Origin of the sequence: Paenibacillus montanisoli (genome assembly GCF_003268025.1) — a bacterium.
GTDB lineage: Bacteria > Bacillota > Bacilli > Paenibacillales > Paenibacillaceae > Paenibacillus_Z > Paenibacillus_Z montanisoli.
On sequence record NZ_QLUW01000001.1, the window covers coordinates 241,981 to 261,778 of the forward strand.

Consider the following 19,798-nt stretch of genomic DNA (forward strand, 5'->3'; position numbering starts at 1 on the left):
TATAGGGCTGCAGGCAAATAACGCCGAAGCAAAAAGGCCGTATAACCGAGAGAGAACTGGCTGATGATGAATGAGAATGTATATGGTGGGTGCAGTTAAAAAGTAATGTCATTATTAGAAATAAGAAGGGAATTTAACAAAACATGGAACAATTCAGATTGCCTAAAATCGACATGCCGGCTCTTCGGTTGCCGCAATCCATTCAGGACGTGCTCGCAGAAGCAGAAACAAGACTAGCGCATCGGCCTAAGCTGCTGCAGCTGTTCAAGAACTGTTTTCCGAATACGCTGGAGACGACGACTAAGCTGCTTGAAAATGGAACGACGTTCGTCATCACAGGGGATATTCCTGCGATGTGGCTGCGTGATTCCGTAGAGCAAGTGATGCATTACGTGCCTTTCGCCAAAGAAGATGCCGATTTGCAGCGAATCATCAATGGGCTGATTAAGCTTCATATGCGCAATATCGCAATCGATCCCTATGCGAACGCGTTTAACGAAATGGCGAACGACTGGCATTGGAACACCGATGATAAGACCGATATGTCGCCGTGGGTATGGGAGCGTAAATTCGAGCTTGACTCCATCTGCTTCTCGATGCGTCTTGCTTTTGCCTATTGGAAAGAAACAGGTCGTGCGGATATCTTCGACGCGGACTTCAAGGTCGCTATGCGCGCGACGGTCGATCTCTGGAAACGGGAGCAGTTCCATTTCGAGCAATCCACTTACCGCTTCGAGCGTGACAATGGTATCCAGCACGATACGCTCCAGAACGAAGGCCGCGGAATGCCCGTTAACTATACGGGGATGATCTGGTCAGGCTTCCGTCCGAGCGATGACGCCTGCGATTTTCATTACAACATTCCGGATAATATGTTTGCCGTCGTTACGTTAAGGCAAATGCGGGAAATCGCCGAGTTCGTCTTCCGCGATCTGTCGTTGGAGAAAGAGATGGCGAAGCTTGAGCGGGAAATCGACCGCGGCATTCAGTTGTACGGCATTTACCGTCATCCTGAGTATGGATCGATCTATGCGTACGAGACCGACGGATTTGGGAATCATTGCCTAATGGACGATGCTGGAACGCCTGGCCTTATCTCGATTCCGTATCTTGGTTACGTAAACGGCAATGATCCGATTTATCAGAATACACGCCGGTTTGCCCTCAGCAAAGACAACCCGTTCTATTACGAAGGCGCCGTGGCCCGCGGCATTGGCAGCCCGCATACGCCCCCGAACTATGTCTGGCATATGGCGTTGTCCATGCAAGGGCTGACGGCTTCCTCGGACGAGGAGAAGCTTGCGATGATCGCCATGCTGGAAGCGACGGACGCAGACACCGGTTACATGCACGAAGGCTTCCATTCGGATGATCCGAGCGTATTTACGCGCAAATGGTTCGCTTGGTCCAACAGCTTGTTCTCGCAGTTGGTGTACAAAGCTATGAAAGCGGGGCTGCTCAATGGCTAATTTTGACGCAAATAAAAGTAGAACGGCGCATATCATCTCCCATACCCATTGGGACCGTGAATGGTATTTGCCTTACGAGAAGCATCACGTGCGGTTGATTACGCTCATGGATACGTTGATGGACACGCTGGAGAACAATGCGGAGTACCGGAGCTTCCACCTCGATGGTCAGACGATCATCATCGAGGATTATTTGCAGGTACGTCCCGACCGGCGTGAGCGCCTGGAGAAATGGATTCGCGAAGGCCGTATCCACATCGGGCCTTGGTACGTTCTGCAAGACGCGTTCCTGACGAGCAGCGAAGCGAATGTACGTAATTTGCAGATCGGGCATCAGGATGCTTCGCATTACGGTACGATCGCCAAGATCGGGTATTTTCCCGACACGTTCGGAATTATCGGTCAAGCACCTCAGCTCATGCGGCAGGCAGACATCGACAACGCTGTGTTTGGCCGTGGCGTCAAGCCGACAGGCTTCAATAATATGGTATCGGATGCTGCGTATGAGTCATCCTTCTCGGAGCTCGTTTGGGAAGGGCCGGACGGCTCGCGTGTGCTCGGCATTTTATTTGCCAACTGGTACAGCAACGGGAACGAAGTGCCGGTGAACGAGTCGGAAGCCAAGGAATATTGGGATCGTAAGCTGGCCGACGCCGGGAAATACGCGTCAACGGGACAGCTGCTATTCATGAACGGCTGCGACCATCAACCGATCCAGACGGACTTGTCCGAAGCGATCCGCGTGGCGGGCAAGCTATATCCGGACACGGACTTCGTCCATTCGAATTTCCCGGACTATTTGGCGTCGCTGAAGTCGTCGTTGAACGACACGTCGCTGTCGGTCGTGCGGGGGGAACTGCGAAGCCAGCGGACGGATGGTTGGTCGACACTGGTGAATACGGCTTCGGCTAGGGTGTATTTGAAACAGATGAACCAAGTCGGTCAGACGATGCTGGAGAAAGTCGCCGAGCCGCTCGCCGCATTAGCGCATGCGACGGGACAAGCCAAGTACCCGCATCATTTGTTTACGTATGCTTGGAAGACGCTCATGCAGAACCACCCGCATGACAGCATTTGCGGCTGCAGCGTCGACGAAGTGCACCACGAGATGGTCATCCGGTTCGACAAGAGCCGTCATGTCGCGGAGACGATAGCGGACGACAGCGCTCTTGCACTTGCCGGCGCCGTCTATACGAGCGTGTTCACGATGTTCGGTCAGGAAGCTTTGCCGCTAATCGTGTTCAACACGACGGGCTGGAACCGCAGCGGCGTCGTGAAAGTCGAGCTGGACGTTGCGCGCGTCTATTTCCGAGAAGGTATCGGCCCGAACGAAATGATTCGCATGATGAAGGGCATAGCAATCACGGGGCGTACGCTCGTTGATTCGGAAGGCGTCGCCATTGACTGCACAATGGAGGATCTCGGCCTGCAATTCGGCTACGACCTGCCGGATGACAAGTTCCGCCAGCCGTATTGGGCGCGGCGCGTGAAGCTGACATTCGAAACGACAGAGGTGCCGGCGCTCGGGATAAAAGCCTACGCTTGGGTGCTTAATTCGTCAGATTTGACGCAGGAGCCAACGCTTGTAACCGGATCGCGCTCGATGAGCAACGAAAATCTCGGTGTCGAAATTGCCGAGGACGGCACCTTGACGGTGACGGATTACAGAAGCGGACGAACCTATCGCGACCTGATGATTTATGAAGATGCCGGCGACATTGGGAACGAATACATGTTCAAGCAGCCGGATGGAGAGCCAGCGCTCACGACTAAAGGGCTCGCGGCGGAAATTCGCGTGATCGAGGACAGCACCTACCGCGCGGCGTTCGAAATCGTACACCTTTGGTCAATTCCAGCCTCGGCCGACGAGCTGTTTGAGCAGGAGAAGCAAGAAGCCGTGTACTATCCGGAACGCAAAGCCGGACGGTCGGCCGACTTCGTACCATTCTCCATACGCACCGTCGTCAGTCTGGAGCGTTCAGGCTCCGGTATAGGGATCAGCGTCACTATGGACAACCAGGCGAAGGATCACCGCGTCCGCGCGCTGTTCCCGACAGACCTGATTGCTTCCGTACACCGTGCCGACGCGATCTTTGAAGTGGCGGTTCGAGACAACGAACCGGCGGCCGAGTGGGAGAATCCGAGCAACGCGCAGCATCAGCAGGCTTTTGCCGATGTCAGCGACGGAACGCAAGGACTCACCATTGCGAACAAAGGCTTGAACGAATACGAAGTGTTGAATGATGGCCGCAATACGATTGCCGTCACCTTGCTTCGTTCCGTCGCTGAGCTAGGAGACTGGGGAGTCTTCCCAACGCCGGAAGCACAGTGCCTCGGCATGCAGACAGCCGAGTTGCTGATCCTTCCGCATCAAGGGGACGGCGCGGTATCTGGCGCGTATGCTTCGGCTTATCAATTCCAGACACCTTGGACTGCTGTGCAAACCGGCATACACGATGGAGTGATCGCGCCGATTCATGCATTCATGACTTGGAAGGGGGAAGGCATCGCCTTCTCCTCGGCGAAGATCTCGGAAGCATCCGGCGATCTGATGCTGCGCTGGTTCAATATGCGGCCGGAGGAAGCGACGCTGCAGGTTACTTCGAATGTCGGCGAGACTGCTATGGCGTATAAGAGCGACATACTTGAGCGCGCGGATGAACGTGTGCAGCCTTTGGTGGGCCATACAGACGCTTCGTTCGCGGCGGAGTTGGGACCGTGCGAGATTTATACGGCCGGCATCTCGTCCGCTACGAGCTGATGCTGCTATCTCATCATTGAGATGCACACAACTTGAGAAGACGGAAAGATACTTTGAGGGATGCTTGTTAATGGCATCGCATGTCAGATCAGCAGCATGAAGAACAGCCCCAATCGATGATAAGATTGGGCTTTTTTATGTAAGTGTCGCTAAAAAAGTCGCATTTCGCCTTACTTCCCGGGCATGTTTGGAATGATTGTTCCGTTGTGATTTAGGTCACTGCATGTACATGTAATAATGGGTTTGGTAAACTTGAGACTCATTAATAGCAAACAGAGAGCGGTGAACAAAAAATGCGTGTTAAGAGGCTTTGGTTGACGCTTGCACTCGTATTTTTAGCTTCATTTGCGGTACTTCTCTATTACGGAGGCAGAATATATCAAGAGAAGCCTCCGATTCCGGCCCGTGTTGTTACGGATACTGGCAAGCTTGTCTTGCTCTTTACCTAACAAGGGTTGAACACAACGCCGCTTCACGGGCATACGGCTCTCTTCGGCGTATATGGGATGCTCGGCATCGGGTTAATGCTGTTCTGTTTGCGTGGTTTGTCCGGGCAGAGGCCGTGGAGAACAAAGCTGTTGCGCTTCTCCTTCTGGTCGATGAATATCGGGCTCTTCTTAATGGCCATAACGAGCCTGCTGCCGGTCGGCATTCTCTAAACGATTGCCAGCATCGAGCATGGAATGTGGTACGCGCGTTCGGCTGAATTCTGCATCAACACTATATCCGCTATGGGGATCCTGGGCTGAAGAAAGTTATGATTTTGATTAAAAAAAGACCGATTAGGAGTTAAACTCCCATTCGGTCACATAACAGTTTACTCGTTTACCAGGACCACCAATTGCCATTGTAACATCGGTATTGATGGTTATCATGATTTTGCTTAAGATGCTGTATGACTTCCATTGGAGTCATGCAGCTCTTTTTATTTTCACCTGGTTTGTCCAGTTCCGGCTTAATAAATCTTCATATTGGCGATCAGCTTCAGTATGTTGTCGAAGCTCCCATCGCTGCAATCGTCGAAAAACCTTTCCGATTTGGGGAAATTATGGGGAACTTTTATGTACTGTTTAAAATCAAAGGATTTTCATGCTATCCCGCGAAATTATTACGTTAAGTTACAGATTGCGAGGGGATTTCAACATGCTTCGTAAACCGTTGCCTTTTCAGTATCGACTCATATACGTCGTTATTTTGACTGTCTTGCTGCCCTCTGTTCTATTGAACTGGCTGACTTTTGCGAAAATTAAAAACCACATGCTAGACGATGCAACGGCTTGGCTGACAAGCATGACAAAAAATTCAGGTCAAACAATGGAGAGCTATATTAAATTAGTCAATGGCGTTTCAAAAAATCCGGAGTTCGATTATACGCTCATGGATATTTTTGACAGGCACCGGACGAATACGGAGGGCAGATTCGGATACTCGTACGATGAATTATCGAAGATCAACAACTGGCTCACCATGTTAAATCAAATGGATACCAATATTGTTGCGGTCAATTTTCTTGATGAGTCCGGGACTCAATTTCACGTAGGCGATAGTGTCGCTGTAGACGATAAGGATTGGCTAAAGAAAACGGAGTCGCTAAATGGCGCCAGCGCTGTTTGGTCGCCGGTAACTACGGAAGACGGGACGGTCGCGTTCTCCGTTTCCAGAAAGCTCATAAGCCCCGTCACTTTCCATCGTATCGGAGCGATTCAAATCTTCTTCCGGTTGGATTTTTTGACGCAGAAGGAGAATGAATTATTTTTAAAAGAAGGCAATTTCGTCATTCTGGATAAAGAAAACAAAATTGTCTTCGAAAAAAGCGAGGATCATGGCCGCTTGGACGATTGGAACACGTCCCGTCAGGTGAAAGCCGCGTTTGTTTCTACCCTCACAGGCTGGACGCTCGTAGGCGCCGTACCCAAAAACGTGTTGTTCCAAAAAATCGACCTCATCCAAAAATGGGTTTTCATCGCCAATGGTGTTTTCATTTTCATAACGATGGGCGTTGTGTTCTTAATTAGCTTCCAATTGACGAATCCTCTAAGGAAATTAAGCAAATTAATGCTGAATGCCGTGAAACGGAATTTTGACATCGAAGCCATTCCGATTAAAAGGTACGATGAAATCGGCAACATTTCGATCAGCTTCAATCGGATGATAGGCAAAATCCATAACTTGATCCGTGAAGTGACAGAGACGGAGCAGATGCGCAAACAGTCTGAAATTACAGCGCTTCAAGCCCAAATTAATCCACACTTCTTGTATAACACGCTGGGAACGATTGCCATGCAAGCGGAAATCGATGGTTATTATAAAGTTTCAGACATGGCTTCGAAACTGGGAAGGTTTCTCCGTTATACGATCGGGAATCAACAGGATTGGGTGGAAATCGCGCAAGAATGCGAACATCTCGGTATTTATTTTCGCGTGATGCAGTTCCGTTACCCTTTAATTGAATTTGAGCTGGAAATTGATGAACGGTTGAAAGATTGGCAAGTAACTAGGCTTATATTACAGCCTCTGGTTGAAAATGCCATTCTCCACGGCATTGTGCCGAACGGGACGGAAGGAAAAGTGAAAGTGGCCATCCAACTTTCGCCTGAACCGATTGACGAATTTCCCATTCACATCCGGGTTGAAGATACGGGCGTCGGCATGGGACAAGAAACCGTTGATGAATTGATCGGCTACTTAAAAGGTACAGGCATGGACCGCGAAAGAACGTATGGAATCGGCTTGAAAAACGTCTATGAACGCGTATCCCTGTCTTATGAGGATAAATTTATTTTCGGCTTGCACAGCGAGGAAGGAAAAGGAACGCAGATCCGCATTGCATTAGCAAGGAGGCAAACATATGAGAATCATGGTGGTCGAGGATGAAGTATTGCTGCGTCAAGGGCTGATTAATATGATCAATCGCATGAATTTGCCTTGCACGATCGTTGCTTCCGCAGCGGACGGGGAGGAAGCTTTGAAACAGCTCAGCTGCATTAGCGTTGATTTAATCATGACCGACATTCGAATGCCGAAAAAGGACGGGATGCAGCTGCTCGGAGACGTGTTCCGCCAGTATCCGAAAATCTGGTCCATTGTCATCAGCGGGTATGATGATTTTGTATTCGCCAAGCAAGCGATGAAGTTAAACTGCAAAGACTATATCCTAAAGCCGGTCATTTATAGCGAGTTATTTGAGCTCTTAGAACAAGTTTGCAAAGAATTCGAGCGTGAGCAAGAAATGACGCTGGAGGCTATTAGGCAAAGAGGGGTATTGAATCAAAGCCAATACTTTCTCCAAAATGAATTTTTGAAAAAATTTATTCACGCCAGCAAACTTCCGTTTTTAAATGCTGTCATTGAAGAGGCTAAACAGCTCGGCATCCGATTGGGGGAGGCCGAATATGCTGCGGTTGTCATGCAATTCGATGACAAAAGGCGTCTGGCGGAACGCTATGAGAATTACGATTGGATGCTAATGAAATACGCCGTGCACAATGTAGTGAAGGAAATGACATCGTATTCACCCTGTTTTTATGACGGACAAGAGCTGCTTGTCGCACTCGTTGACGAATGGAAAGATCCGCATCTGCTTCTGCAGAAATGCCTGGAGATGCAGAGCAAAATTACCGAGCTGTTCAAAATGAACGTGTCGGTGGGTATCTCCAATCATTACGAGTTAAAAGGGATTTCCCTCGGGTATAAAGAGGCGAAGCGAGCGCTGAAGTACAGGCTTGTTTCCGATAACAGCGTCATTCTTTTCGCAGAAAATGTAAGCGATTACACTAACAACGAACTCAAGCTGTTTATTGACCCTTTGATGGAGTTGTTCGATTTCGAGCATGTCGACCTCGTACAGCACCGGCTTAAATGCTGGTACGAGAGCCTTAAAAAGGCGGAGCTTTCGTGGGAAGCCATGGATACGCTCGAAAAAGAGCTGAAAGTCATTTTTCCCGCTTTGCTTAGGCACTTTTTCAATGAACTCGGCGATGACTATTCCAACTGCAATTTGGGAGCGGAAATCGACAGAGTCGAATCGTCAGATTCGTTTTATACAAGGATGCATCCTATACTAAACGTGCTGAAAGAAATCAGCTCCCATCATAAAAAAGGAAAGATCGAAAGTTGCACATCTGAGCAGGTTATGAAATATATCAGGGCGCACTATGCGGAAAATATCACGTTAACGACAATCGCGGAGCAAATTTACATGAGTCCGACTTATTTAAGCGTCCTTTTTAAAAGGAAAACAGGCAAGAGCATCATAGAGTTTTTAACGGAAATCCGGATGGAAGAAGCAAAAAGATTGCTGTCGGACACGGACTACAAAACGTACCGGATCGCTGAAATGATCGGATATAACGATGCAGCCTACTTTTCGAACGTATTTAAAAAATACAATGCTGTATCTCCTCAAGAGTTCAGAAACGCTAGTCAACAAATAAAACAATAAATTTTACAAGATGATGCGAAAAATCCTACATGGGGTCCGTACCTATTCTATTTTACAATTTAAAGTGTAGTTAGAATATATCATGTAAAAGCGAGGGGACAAAATGAAAAAACAGTTATGGTCGGCGACTAGTCTGATTGTGCTGCTTAGCTTGGCTGCAGTGGGCTGCGGCAGCAACCAAGCGAATGAATCAGCGGAGAGCGCTGATTCGAACGGCGCGAGCGCAACGAAAGCGATAAAGGCCAAATTTTATTTCGATTTTCCCGGACTTAGCAAGTATGTTACAGACGTCAATCCGATTCTTCAACAAACCGACAATGTAACGTTGGAAAGCGTGCCTTTTACCGATACAACTTCTTACCAAACGGCCGTGCGCGTCGGTTTCACAACGCAAGAAGCGCCTGATTTATTTAAATGGTGGAATGGCTTCAAATTAAAAGAAATCGCGGATAGCGGTAATTTAGCGGATATGACGGAGCAATGGAAAGAGATGGTCACGGACGGCGTTGTGCCTTCCTTGGCGGATCCGCTGACCGTAAACGGGAAAGTATACGGTATTCCTGCCGCCGCGCACTACTGGACTGTTTTCTACAACAAGAAAGTATTTGCTGATAACGGACTGCAGGTTCCGAAAACGTGGGACGATCTCATGATGATTTGCGATACGTTGAAGGCGAAAGGCGTTACTCCTTTTGGCACCTCCATTAAAGATTCCTGGCAAGGATTTATCTGGTTCGAGGATCTATTGGTTCATTCCAACCCTGATTTTTATGATAAATTGGTGCTGGGTCAAGCAAAATACACGGATCCTGAAGTCGTAGACGTCATGAAGCTTTGGAAATCCATGTACGACAAAGGATACTTCTCCAAACCGTTAGTTATGGATAAAGAAGTTGCACCAGCGTTTGCAAAAGGCCAAATCGGCATGTATTTAGTCGGGACATGGTTTGAAAGCTTCTTGACAGGTGCCGGTATGAAACCGGACGCGGACTTCGGTTCCTTCGTTTTGCCGGCGATTAAGCCGGAAGCAGGAAACGTGGTTATTTCTGAAATCACTCCGATTTTAGTATCGCAAAATGCGAAAAATCGCGATGACGCCATTAAAGCGGCAGTTGCGTTGACGAAGAAAGATGCCAGCGCGAAAATGCTTGAAACGTTTGGCGGCCTGCCGACCCGAACGGATGTCGTTGCCAGCGATCCTGTAATCAAATCGCTTTCGGATACGATTGCCCAAGGCAATTTCAAAGTATTGACGCGTTACTGGGAAGCCACGCCTTCGGAATTGTCCGAGTACGGATCCAGCGAATTTATCCGATTTATGCTGAAGCCCGAAGCTTATATGGAAGTTCTCAACAACATTCAGGCGAAAGCCGATAAGTACTGGGCCGATCACAAATAAATAATGGATGGGTTAAAAAGGGTAACCTTCTTAACCCATCTTATTTGAAACATGGTTAGGGGTGAACATAGATGGGCTACTTGAAGAAAAACGGCGAAGCGCTACTGTACGTATTGCCAGCCGCACTATTGATCACCGTTTTTTTCATCTCCTCCGTCCTCTATACGTTCGTGATCAGCTTTACGGATTGGAACGGATTGACGACCGCCCATTGGGTAGGATTAAAAAACTATTTGGAAGTATTCAGCGATGTAACCTATGTCACTTCTTTAAAAAATACGTTTATCTGGGTCGTCATATCTTTGATTTTCCCTGTAGGTTTGGGGCTTCTGCTCAGCATCCTGCTTCAGAAGCTAAAGGGACAGCGGTTTTTCAAAAATATTTTTTACATGCCTTATGCCATATCATTGACAGTCGTAGGCGTCGTCTGGATTTTTCTCTTTTCCGACAGCGGCATCAACTATATTTTAATTCAAATTGGATTGGATTCGTGGACGAAGAGCTGGCTGCTAACGCCCACTTACAATACAATTGCGATGATCATCGCTTCCGTTTGGCAGGGCGCGGGAACGAATATGCTATTATTCCTGGTCGGGTTAGGCTCGTTGCCGAAAGACCCGTTCGAGGCGGCGGCGATCGACGGAGCGAGCAGGTTCCGGATGTTCTGGAGCATTACCTTGCCGTTACTGAATCCGATTACGATTGTTGTACTGGGGTTATCGTTCGTGAACAGTTTTAAAATATTCGATATTATTTGGGTAATGACGCAAGGGGGGCCTTATCGTTCCTCCGAAACGCTGGCGGTCACGATGTATCGGGAATCGTTCATGCTTTTCCATTTTGGTCAAGGGGCGGCCATTTCCATTTTGCTGACGATCTTATCCATCGGCGCTTCTTGGTTCTACTTACGCAAAACCATTGTGGGGGAGGGCTGACATGAACAGAATGATTACAGGGATTACCTATACATTCGTCGTCGTCTTAGCCATTCTTTGGATCTTTCCGATTTTTCTTGTCCTGATGAATTCTACGAAGTCATTAGTTGATTTTACGAACGGAACGATATGGTCATGGCCCAAATCGTTTCATTTTTTCCAAAACGTGAAGGATGCTCTTGTTGTAGGGGGGATTCTTAAGTATTTAAAAAATAGTTTTTCATACGGAGTTATCGGTGCATTTGCCAGCATCTTTATTGCGGCCATCGCAGCCTACGGCTTGGTCTTTTTAAGATTAAAAGGCTCCTTCTATTGGTTTCTGCTCATTTACAGCGGCACGATCTTTCCGTTTCAAATGTACTTAGTGCCTTTGTTTAAAGGATATCAAATATTCGGCATTTACGATTCGTTTGTTGGAATGTGCCTCTTTTATACGGCCATTTGCATCCCATTCTGCGTGTTCTTGTTGCGAAATTTTATGACCACGATTTCTCGGGAATATGTTGAAGCCGCGCAAATGGACGGATTCACCACATTCGACATATTTCTGAAAATTATTGTTCCGTTCATTAAACCGCCGGTTTCCGTGCTTTTCTTATTCCAATTTACATTTATATGGAACGACTTGGTGTTCGGGTTGATCTTAACCCGAAGCGAAAGCATCCGTCCGATTATGACAGGGCTCGCCGCCATGCAGGGGATTTACTTCTCCACAGGCGTTACAACGCTGATGTCGGCCATTGTCATTACTTCGATACCGACAATTTTACTCTTTATTTTTCTGCAGAAAAACTTCATTAAAGGGATGCAAGTTACAGTCAAAGCATAATGCTGAACGAACATTTGATCGGAGGAGATCCTGTTGGGCAAAATCAAAACTTTCTATTTCGTAAACCATTCCCATACCGATATCGGGTTTACGGACTATCAGGACGTGGCATACCGCCAGCATATGTCTTTTATCGACCGGGCGCTGGATATGTGCGAAAGCACGCTGTCTTATCCGAAAGAGGCAAGGGCCAAATGGGTTTGCGAAGTCACCGGCATGACCGAGAGATATTTGCGGACAAGTCCGAAGTCGCAGGTAGACCGCTTTCTTAAGTATCATCATGAGGGACTGATCGATGTTGCCGGCATGCAATACAATCTCACTCCGCTGCTGAACGTAGAACAAATGCACCGGACGTTATACCCCGTTAAACGGATGAAGGACGAGTTCGGCATCAATGTGCGCGTAGCGATGAATGGCGACGTGAACGGAGCAAGCTGGCTGTTTGCCGATTTATTGCCTGCGATCGGCATTGAATTTTTTACAATGGCTGTGAATCCGCTGCGCGGTGGCGTACCTAAACCGCGTCCGAATGCTTTTTGGTGGGAAGGGCCGGCCGGCGGCAAATTGCTTGCGTGGAACGGCTACCACTATTTATTCGGGGGCTTGGCAGGACTCGGCCATCCGGAATTAGCCGCAAAATTCGTTCCGGGAATCGCGGAAAAATTGGAGCAAGACGACAACTATCCTTACGATTTTGTTTACGGTCAAGCCACGAATCCCATCCGCGTCGACAACGGTCCGCCGGACACAAGACTCTATGACTTCATCAAGGAATGGAACGAAGCCGGCCATACTCCGAGGATGGAGCTGATCACTGTCTCTCAATTGAATCGCATCCTCAGAGAGCGTTATTCCGATCAACTTGCGACGATGCGCGGCGATTGGCTTGATTGGTGGTGCGACGGGGTAGCATCCAGCGCCTTTGAAACGGGCTTAAACCGAGCTACTCACGAAGTGCTTCACAGTGCCGAAATGATAGGTGGCTGGCTGAGGACGCTAGGCAAAAAAGGGTGGGACGTTCAGCGGCTTATCGATACTTATGAATCCGCTACGTTGTACGACGAGCATACATGGGGGGCTTTCTCCAGCGTAGAAGCGCCGGACGGGTTGTTCTCACGCTCGCAATGGAACCGAAAATCGGGCTATGCCTATCATGCATCTGCCGAAGCCCATGACATATTGGCCGTATCCGCTCGGAGCTTGGCTTCTGATTACAGCAAACAAGAAGATGAGGTCCGCTTCGATTTAGGCCATCTCCCTCCTGAGATCGCTAAACCTGAACCGCAATATAAAGAATTGATGGTCATCAATACACTGCCGTTTGACCGGAACATAATTATTGAGGAACCGATCCGCCGCGGCGGCCAAGCGCCAAACGGTATGCTTGAAATGTTCATGCCCAGAGGGCTGACTTGGGGATTGAAACCGGACGACATTGGACGGAAAGTTCAAGGAACGGTTCAGGGATTCGGATATGCGTTCCTGCCTTTATCGGACGTTCCTAAAGGAAGTGATTTAAAGGCCGGGGGTTTAACTATCGAAAATGAATATTATCGGGTAACTGTAAATCCGGAATCCGGCGGTTTAAGCGAATGGTACGATAAGCGGCTGAATCACGATTTCGCCGGCAAATATCGGGGTTGGCAGCCCGGACAATTCGTATATGAATGGGTTGATAGTTCAAGAGGCCGCGATGCGTTATTCGATGCGGATTGGTCGCATGAATATTTTGGATCCGGCCGCAAAGACACGCCTTTCGTGCAAGAAACGGCTCATCGCGTTGAAGCGGCGAGCCCGACGATTTCCAATCACGAAGCAAGTATTACGGTGACCATTTGGGCAAGAGGCATACGTAAAGCGACATGTACCTATGTACTGACTTCTTCCCAGAGGGCGCTTGATATTCGATGGATGCTGGACAAAGAGCATATCACCGATCCTGAAGCGGTATTTGTTGCATTCCCTTTCCGCATGGGCACGCCTGAATTTAGAGCGGATATTAACGGAATCCCGCTAACACCGGAAAAAGAGCAGCTAAACGGGACGGTGAAAGATTGGTATCCGATCCAGCGGTGGGTCGACGTTAGCGATGGGGAGCGCGGGGTAACGATCGTGCCTCTGGATGCGCCATTAGTTCACTTAGGCGGCATAACCACGGGGAAATGGGCGGATCACTTAGAGCCGGAAGGGCCTACGATTATGTCGTGGGCGCTGAATAATCATTGGATGGTAAACTTTAAAGCCAGCCAAGGCGGAAACATTCCGCTGCGATACCGCCTTACAACGCATGCCGGTTCAGCCGATGATGCAGATTGCGCCCGTTTCGGTGCGGAATCGTTCATACCTCCGATCGTTCTTCGAGATTTTGTGCGCTTTCCGGATGCTCAGAAAGAAGGAAAGTTCATGGAAGTCGTCGGTGCCGAAAAGACGTCCGTATACCTGAAACCTGCGGAAAACGGAGACGGCATCATTGTTAGAATCCAGAATGTAACGGAAGAACCGTGTGCTTGCACGCTTCGCTTCCTGTTAGCTTCACCTGCGGCGGCGTTCACTGTAAGTCCGATTGAAGAAAATATCGCAGAGCTGGCGCTTGAAGACGGCAGTGTGAATTGCCGGATCCCGGGCCGAGCGATTGTCTCTATTAGGCTGACGTTTTAGTTGAGGTTGTTGTCAACCTGCGATTGTACATTTATTCCTGTGGTCAAGACCCAATGTGCTGGCGCCGATATTCGATCGGCGTCAGTTTTTTAGCTTTTCCTGTGTCGGAGAAACGTGACAGTGCGGCTCTTTTTGTTTTCACCCCAGTTTGTCCCGTTCCGACAAAAAGCTTCACGTTGGCGATCAGCTTCGGCATGCTGCCGAATACGAGCACTATGGATTATTAGGATTAGAGATTCGTACAACCAATAACAGTTACATGAAACACTGTCATGCTGCCGCTATCCGTTTCGGTTAAATTGCCTATCGTAGGCAGGCGTGGATGACGCTGACCACCGCCGCAATGAACAATAAAAGAGCCTGCGCGGTGACAGACTCTCTTGGTATGAAGTCAGATTAACTAATGCGAACCAGCTTGGTTACCCGGCCATATTGGGTCCATTCCGCTACCAGCACGTTGCCGTCGGCATCTACGCAGAGGCCGTGAGGAGAGCTGAAGCGGTTAGGACGGAAATAGTCAAGCGGCAGGTTCGGCCAGTTTTCTTGCTTGTAAGCTTGCTGATCTTCGCCCAGGTGGGTGATAAGCTTGTCATTGCGGTCGAAAATCGTAACGCGGCTGTGCAAGTCAGGGAAGTAGACTTCATCGCCGTAATAGAAGAAGTTGTCGGGCATATCCATGTTCTCATCGATAATTCGCGTAAATTGGCCGTCAAGCGTAAACACTTGGATGCGGTGGTTTCCGCGATCCGCCACGTATATTTCAGGCTCGTCGTGACGCAGGTCGATGGAAACGCCGTGAGGGCAGCTCAGCTTGCCGATCTCCTTGCCATTGCCGCCCCAAGAACGGATGTATTCTCCGCTAGATGTATACTGATGAATGTAGCTTTGGCCATAGCCGTCCGCGACATAGATATCGCCATTCGGCGCAACCGCTACATCGGTCGGAACGAATTTACGCTCATCGTCGTAAATGTCAGGCAAATTCGGCGTGCCGATCGTCAGCAATACTTCGCCGTCCAGCGTCGTCTTGACCACGCGTCCGTTGCAGTCGGTCAAATAGAAGAACTCTTCGCCGTTCTCGGAGTTCAAGAGGAAGCCATGAGCGCCGCCAGCATATTCGTCGCCCCAGGAAGACACGTAGTTGCCTTCCTGGTCGAACTTCACGCATGTCGGGGCATTCGTGTGAAATACGTAAACGTTACCTTGAGAGTCTACTTCGATGCCGTGCGTATAACCAAATTTGATATTCTCCGGAAGTTTGAGCCAATCTTGGACTACCTCGTATAAATGTGTACCGCTTCCTACTATAACTTTGTCGTTACCTACCGTTACTGACATCCCCTCATTACCTCCGACTATTATTTTGAATGATTACATCCTTCTTAATACTATCAAAAGATTCCTTGTGCTACCATTTCGATCTACCGACAGACGAGTATGAAAATGGTTCTAATGAGGTGGAAACTTGATTATTTCGGGAAGGTCAGTAAGAAAGGGTTATGTTCAAACAGAGAAGTCGCTTCGGTAGGTTTATCGATGAGCAGTTAGGATATGGCGGCCAGGAACGCATCAAAGAGGAAACGGGATTGACCCGGGAGACAGTTTCGAAGGCATGTAACAAACAGGAGTACACCCCTAAAGGTGGAATATTGAAGCTGCTCCTTCAAGCAACCAAGCACTTAACCGGCAAGAACGTAAAGAAAGACGATTTCTGGGCATGAAGGACGAGAGGAAGAACACAGAATGAACAACAAGTCGCTATCAAAATACAACGTAGAGCAGTGGCAGGAATTAAGTGCACGGACTAACGAGGTTCGCAACGAGCTATCGCAAATAATGGCTGATTTCCGCCACCTATTAACACAAAAGAAATTACAGCATTTAGAGAAGGCGTACAGGGCGGCCGACATATTCAGAGACGCGGCAAATGGAAGAATGTATGATGTGATCGGAGACGAGGCGGCCTTTAGCGTGGTATATGGCGGTCATTATAAGCCGCAAGAGGTCATCTGTTCTCGCTGCCATTGTTTTTACGCTTTGTAGTTGCTCCGTCGAAAATGACATAGCTACTTAAGGGGAGGGGGTTAACCTGCCAACAGCGCCAATGCGGCCACTCCCCACATCCATGCAGCACATACGCCACTTCCGACAAGAAACCAATTGAAAACCGCTAATCCAGTACATTGGTTGGCGGTTTTTGTTTTGCACATAAAACGAACCGTTTAGACGGCTGCTGATAGCATTTATTATAAAAAATAGGTCCATAATACAAATAATAGAATTTTTACAAATATGAACCAAATGTACAAGCTTTTCATAGAATAAAGCAACTCTCTAGAAAGGAAGTGATGTAAAGATGCCTCATAAAAGCAAAGGCAGCAATGGCAGCAATGGAAGCAAAGGCGAAAGCAGTGGTGTTATAACACTACTGAACAATCTTGCAATTGGTCAGTTTATTAATAGGATCGAATTGGACAATGGAAATGTTCTAGTATTCGTTAAATGGGCTAGTTTTGAAAACGGTAACGCAACGTTTGTTACTAGTGGTATATTTGGAGGTCAAATAGTAGAGGTACCAGTAGGCAAAATCACCGCTATTCTCCTTGAATCACTTGAAAAAAATAAGAACGTAAGCAAAGACGAAAAAACCGTCACGGTGGAAGAACCAACTGTGATGGCTTTTTTGTTTTGCCCGCGAACCGCGAACCGTTCCTTTATGTGTTGTGAATCGGACTGGTCTATCCGCGAATGCTTAATCCGCATCGCTATGATCCTGCAATCATTGATTATATGATCCATCCGCCGATTATGGATGTGCTTGCCGAGCTGTTCGAGGAAGAGCCGCTTGCATCGCAAAGTATGTTTTATTTCAAGCCGCCGGGTGCGAAAGGCCAGGCGCTGCATCAGGACAATTATTATTTGAAGGTGTCGCCTGGCAATTGTATGGCAGCTTGGGTGGCCATTGACCCAGCGGATCAAGAGAATGGCGGGATGCTCGTGGTGCCTGGCACAAGCAATCTGGAAATCCTTTGTCCGCATGAAGCCGACCCGGAGCAATCCTTTACGAATGAAGAAGTCGATGTCCCGGAGGGGCTGATTGCTGTTCCCATGAATATGCAAGCAGGGGATACGCTGTTCTTTAATGGAAGCGTCATTCACGGCTCCTATCCTAACAACTCATCAAGTCGATTCCGGCGGGCTTTTATCGCTCACTATGCCGGGATCTCTTCCGTCAAGGTGATGGAAGACACGCTGTACGATAGACAAGGAAATGTTATTTTACGAGAAGTCGATGAGAGTTCTATACCATGTGGCACTGAGTTCGCTTCGTACACATCTAAAGATTATTATTGATAAAACGAGTACGAAGAGGATTCTTATCTTACGCTTCTACGGCATTATATGGAGGTGAGCGCTTCTTATGCGCTACAGTGTCGGGAATTCCATCTTCGGTATGAGTGATTACCCTGCCCGTGGTGGAGAATGGTCGATTGTACGGAAAATCGAGGAGCTGCACAACAGAGGATACGACCATCTGGAAGGGGATTTTGGCGGTTTGGACAGAAGCCTCGTGCGGCGACTGGCTGCCGATGCCGGCCTGGAACTCGGATATATCCGTTTCGGTGTTCGTTCTGATGCCGATATGGAAGGACTGCTACGCGAGGCTGGTGAAGCGGGGGGCTCCTACGTGGTGGCGATCGTAGGGCACGCGTTTGATTCGGTGGATAAGACCGTGGACACGGTCGGACGCTACAGGGAAATGGCGCGCAAGGCGGGATTGCCCTTCCTGCTCGAGACGCACCGCGATTCGGCAACGCAAGATTTACTAAGATTGAACGAGGTGCTTCGGCAATTGCCGGATCTCGATCTGATGGTCGATCTTTCGCATATGCTCGTGGCGGGCGAAATAACGGATGATTTGTACGAGCCGTACGCGGAACGGCTGCAGCCGATACTGGAACGGGCTTGCGGTTATCACGGACGGATCTCGAATGGCAATCAAATTCAGATCGGATTACTGGGCGGAAATGATCCGGCGGCGGAGCGATTCGGCAGCTTGTGGGCAAAGGGGCTTGCGGCATGGAAGAAACGGACTGAAGCGGAGGAGAAGTTTTTTCGCTTTACAGTCGAACTGGGGCCGCCACCCTACGCGCTGACAATCCGACGCAGTGATGGGACAGAGGCCGAGCTGCATGACCGATTGGAGCAGGGGGAGCTGCTGAGACGGCTTTTCTCTGACGTATGGGAGCGTGTGATCGGACAAGATGATCGCAATGTCGGAGCGGGGGAAAAGCAGACATGAAGAGCGGTACGAAAGTTCAATAAATGTAACACGATTGAAATCCGATCTTCATCTCGGTTTAATGAAGTGCGTCTATAATAAATCTCGACCCCCTTTATATAACCTAGACCCGCAGCCCGTTGCTGTGGGTCTCTTTTTTAGGTGAAGTAACGGACAGTAATCAATCAAGAACTCAAGAGGGATTCAATCAAGCGTCGTTATGGACCCCAAAATATATAAATTTTCATCGAGCACAACCTCCATGTGATCGGGTAAATACATGAGGTAATGCATTTACGTACGCTCAATCAGGGCTGCCGCAAAAAATCGGCAGCCTTTCGTGTGTTTTAAGTGGGAGGAGGCAACCTCCGGAATAGATATTGCAGCGACTTAGGTGTTAGTTAGCTGAGACTCAATCAGAATCATCGCCCCATTATAAAAATTATCGCTGTCAAATGCCGGCTTATGGATATAGGCATCCACGAAAGCACCACCGTATAGCATTTCCAGTTGTGCAGCTAAAGCTTCAGGATTCCTAACCTTAGCTTGGCGGGCGATGTTCGCGAGCTCGCCCTCACGAACCACGCGGCATTTCAAAGCTGCCTGGTGGCCGGGATGCGTGGAATCGGGGAACTCAAGCAGCGTATTCGTAAAGGGACACCCGCGAAAATTAGGTAGCCGCATGCCTTCCGATAAGAAGCGAATGAAATGATGCAGCTGCTTAACCGGTTCATCCGGGTACAACTTTTTTGCTTCTTCAATCTTGGAAAGACTGCGAAGTTGACGAAGTTCCAGAAAAGCAACCACGAGATCATCCTTTGTTGCGAAATTTCGGTAAAAGCTGGCTTTGGCAACCCCTGACTCGGCTATAATCCGGTCAATTCCCACAGCACGTATCCCATCTGAATAGAATAATTCGGAGGCTACTCGTAAAATACGCTCCTTAGCAGATTCTTTTTTCATAATATATGCTCACTTCCTTATTTTTTAGTTGACATGAGACAGAATTGTCTGTACCATG

At 48.5% G+C, this 19,798-nt stretch carries 15 protein-coding genes; 13 read left to right on the forward strand and 2 right to left on the reverse strand.

The window, feature by feature from the left end:
- Nucleotides 1-143: 143 nt before the first annotated feature.
- From DL346_RS01150 to DL346_RS01190, 9 genes are all read left to right on the forward strand, one after another.
- A complete protein-coding gene (locus DL346_RS01150; protein ID WP_112880214.1) occupies nt 144-1,469 on the forward strand; it encodes a glycoside hydrolase family 125 protein in 1,326 nt (441 codons plus the stop codon).
- Nucleotides 1,462-4,230 (forward strand): alpha-mannosidase, encoded by a 2,769-nt coding sequence (locus DL346_RS01155; protein ID WP_112880215.1) that lies wholly within the window; start codon nt 1,462-1,464, stop codon nt 4,228-4,230. Before DL346_RS01150 ends, DL346_RS01155 begins: the two co-directional genes overlap by 8 nt.
- A gap of 506 nt (nt 4,231-4,736) precedes the next feature.
- The gene (locus DL346_RS01160; protein WP_240633079.1) at nt 4,737-4,889 is read left to right on the forward strand and encodes a hypothetical protein; all 153 of its coding nucleotides are present in this window, start codon (nt 4,737-4,739) and stop codon (nt 4,887-4,889) included.
- A gap of 484 nt (nt 4,890-5,373) precedes the next feature.
- Entirely contained in the window at nt 5,374-7,104 is a 1,731-nt protein-coding gene (locus DL346_RS01165) for a sensor histidine kinase (RefSeq protein WP_165822325.1), read from the forward strand.
- Nucleotides 7,079-8,671 carry a response regulator gene (locus DL346_RS01170; protein WP_112880218.1) on the forward strand — a complete coding sequence of 531 codons (1,593 nt, stop codon included), beginning with the start codon at nt 7,079-7,081 and terminating at the stop codon, nt 8,669-8,671. Before DL346_RS01165 ends, DL346_RS01170 begins: the two co-directional genes overlap by 26 nt.
- A 103-nt stretch (nt 8,672-8,774) precedes the next feature.
- Nucleotides 8,775-10,070, forward strand: a complete 1,296-nt coding sequence (locus DL346_RS01175; protein ID WP_112880220.1) for an ABC transporter substrate-binding protein — start codon at nt 8,775-8,777, stop codon at nt 10,068-10,070.
- A gap of 71 nt (nt 10,071-10,141) precedes the next feature.
- Nucleotides 10,142-11,005, forward strand: a complete 864-nt coding sequence (locus tag DL346_RS01180) for a carbohydrate ABC transporter permease (RefSeq protein ID WP_112880221.1) — start codon at nt 10,142-10,144, stop codon at nt 11,003-11,005.
- Nucleotide 11,006: 1 nt separating this feature from the next.
- Nucleotides 11,007-11,834, forward strand: a complete 828-nt coding sequence (locus DL346_RS01185; RefSeq protein WP_112880223.1) for a carbohydrate ABC transporter permease — start codon at nt 11,007-11,009, stop codon at nt 11,832-11,834.
- 33 nt (nt 11,835-11,867) lie between these two features.
- Nucleotides 11,868-14,495: a glycoside hydrolase family 38 N-terminal domain-containing protein gene (locus tag DL346_RS01190; protein WP_112880225.1), complete on the forward strand. Its 2,628-nt coding sequence runs from the start codon at nt 11,868-11,870 to the stop codon at nt 14,493-14,495.
- Between the two features lie 396 nt (nt 14,496-14,891).
- On the opposite strand, the gene DL346_RS01195 is transcribed toward DL346_RS01190, so the two are convergent.
- Entirely contained in the window at nt 14,892-15,833 is a 942-nt protein-coding gene (locus tag DL346_RS01195; protein WP_112881714.1) for an NHL repeat-containing protein, read from the reverse strand.
- Between the two features lie 405 nt (nt 15,834-16,238).
- On the opposite strand from DL346_RS01195, the gene DL346_RS01205 reads away from it, so the two are divergent.
- The 4 genes from DL346_RS01205 to DL346_RS01220 all read left to right on the forward strand — a co-directional run bounded on the left by DL346_RS01205 (nt 16,239) and on the right by DL346_RS01220 (nt 18,798).
- Nucleotides 16,239-16,538 carry a hypothetical protein gene (locus DL346_RS01205; RefSeq protein ID WP_112880229.1) on the forward strand — a complete coding sequence of 100 codons (300 nt, stop codon included), beginning with the start codon at nt 16,239-16,241 and terminating at the stop codon, nt 16,536-16,538.
- Between the two features lie 313 nt (nt 16,539-16,851).
- A complete protein-coding gene (locus DL346_RS01210; protein ID WP_112880231.1) occupies nt 16,852-17,289 on the forward strand; it encodes a hypothetical protein in 438 nt (145 codons plus the stop codon).
- Nucleotides 17,244-17,849, forward strand: coding sequence for a phytanoyl-CoA dioxygenase family protein (locus DL346_RS01215; protein ID WP_112880233.1), 606 nt, complete (start codon nt 17,244-17,246; stop codon nt 17,847-17,849). The genes DL346_RS01210 and DL346_RS01215 overlap by 46 nt, the downstream gene beginning before the upstream one ends.
- A gap of 67 nt (nt 17,850-17,916) precedes the next feature.
- On the forward strand, nt 17,917-18,798 hold the full coding sequence (locus tag DL346_RS01220) for a sugar phosphate isomerase/epimerase family protein (RefSeq protein ID WP_112880235.1): 882 nt from the start codon (nt 17,917-17,919) through the stop codon (nt 18,796-18,798).
- 369 nt (nt 18,799-19,167) lie between these two features.
- Here the strand turns inward: DL346_RS01220 and DL346_RS01225 are convergent, their stop codons facing one another.
- Entirely contained in the window at nt 19,168-19,740 is a 573-nt protein-coding gene (locus tag DL346_RS01225; protein WP_112880237.1) for a TetR/AcrR family transcriptional regulator, read from the reverse strand.
- Nucleotides 19,741-19,798 lie beyond the last annotated feature (58 nt).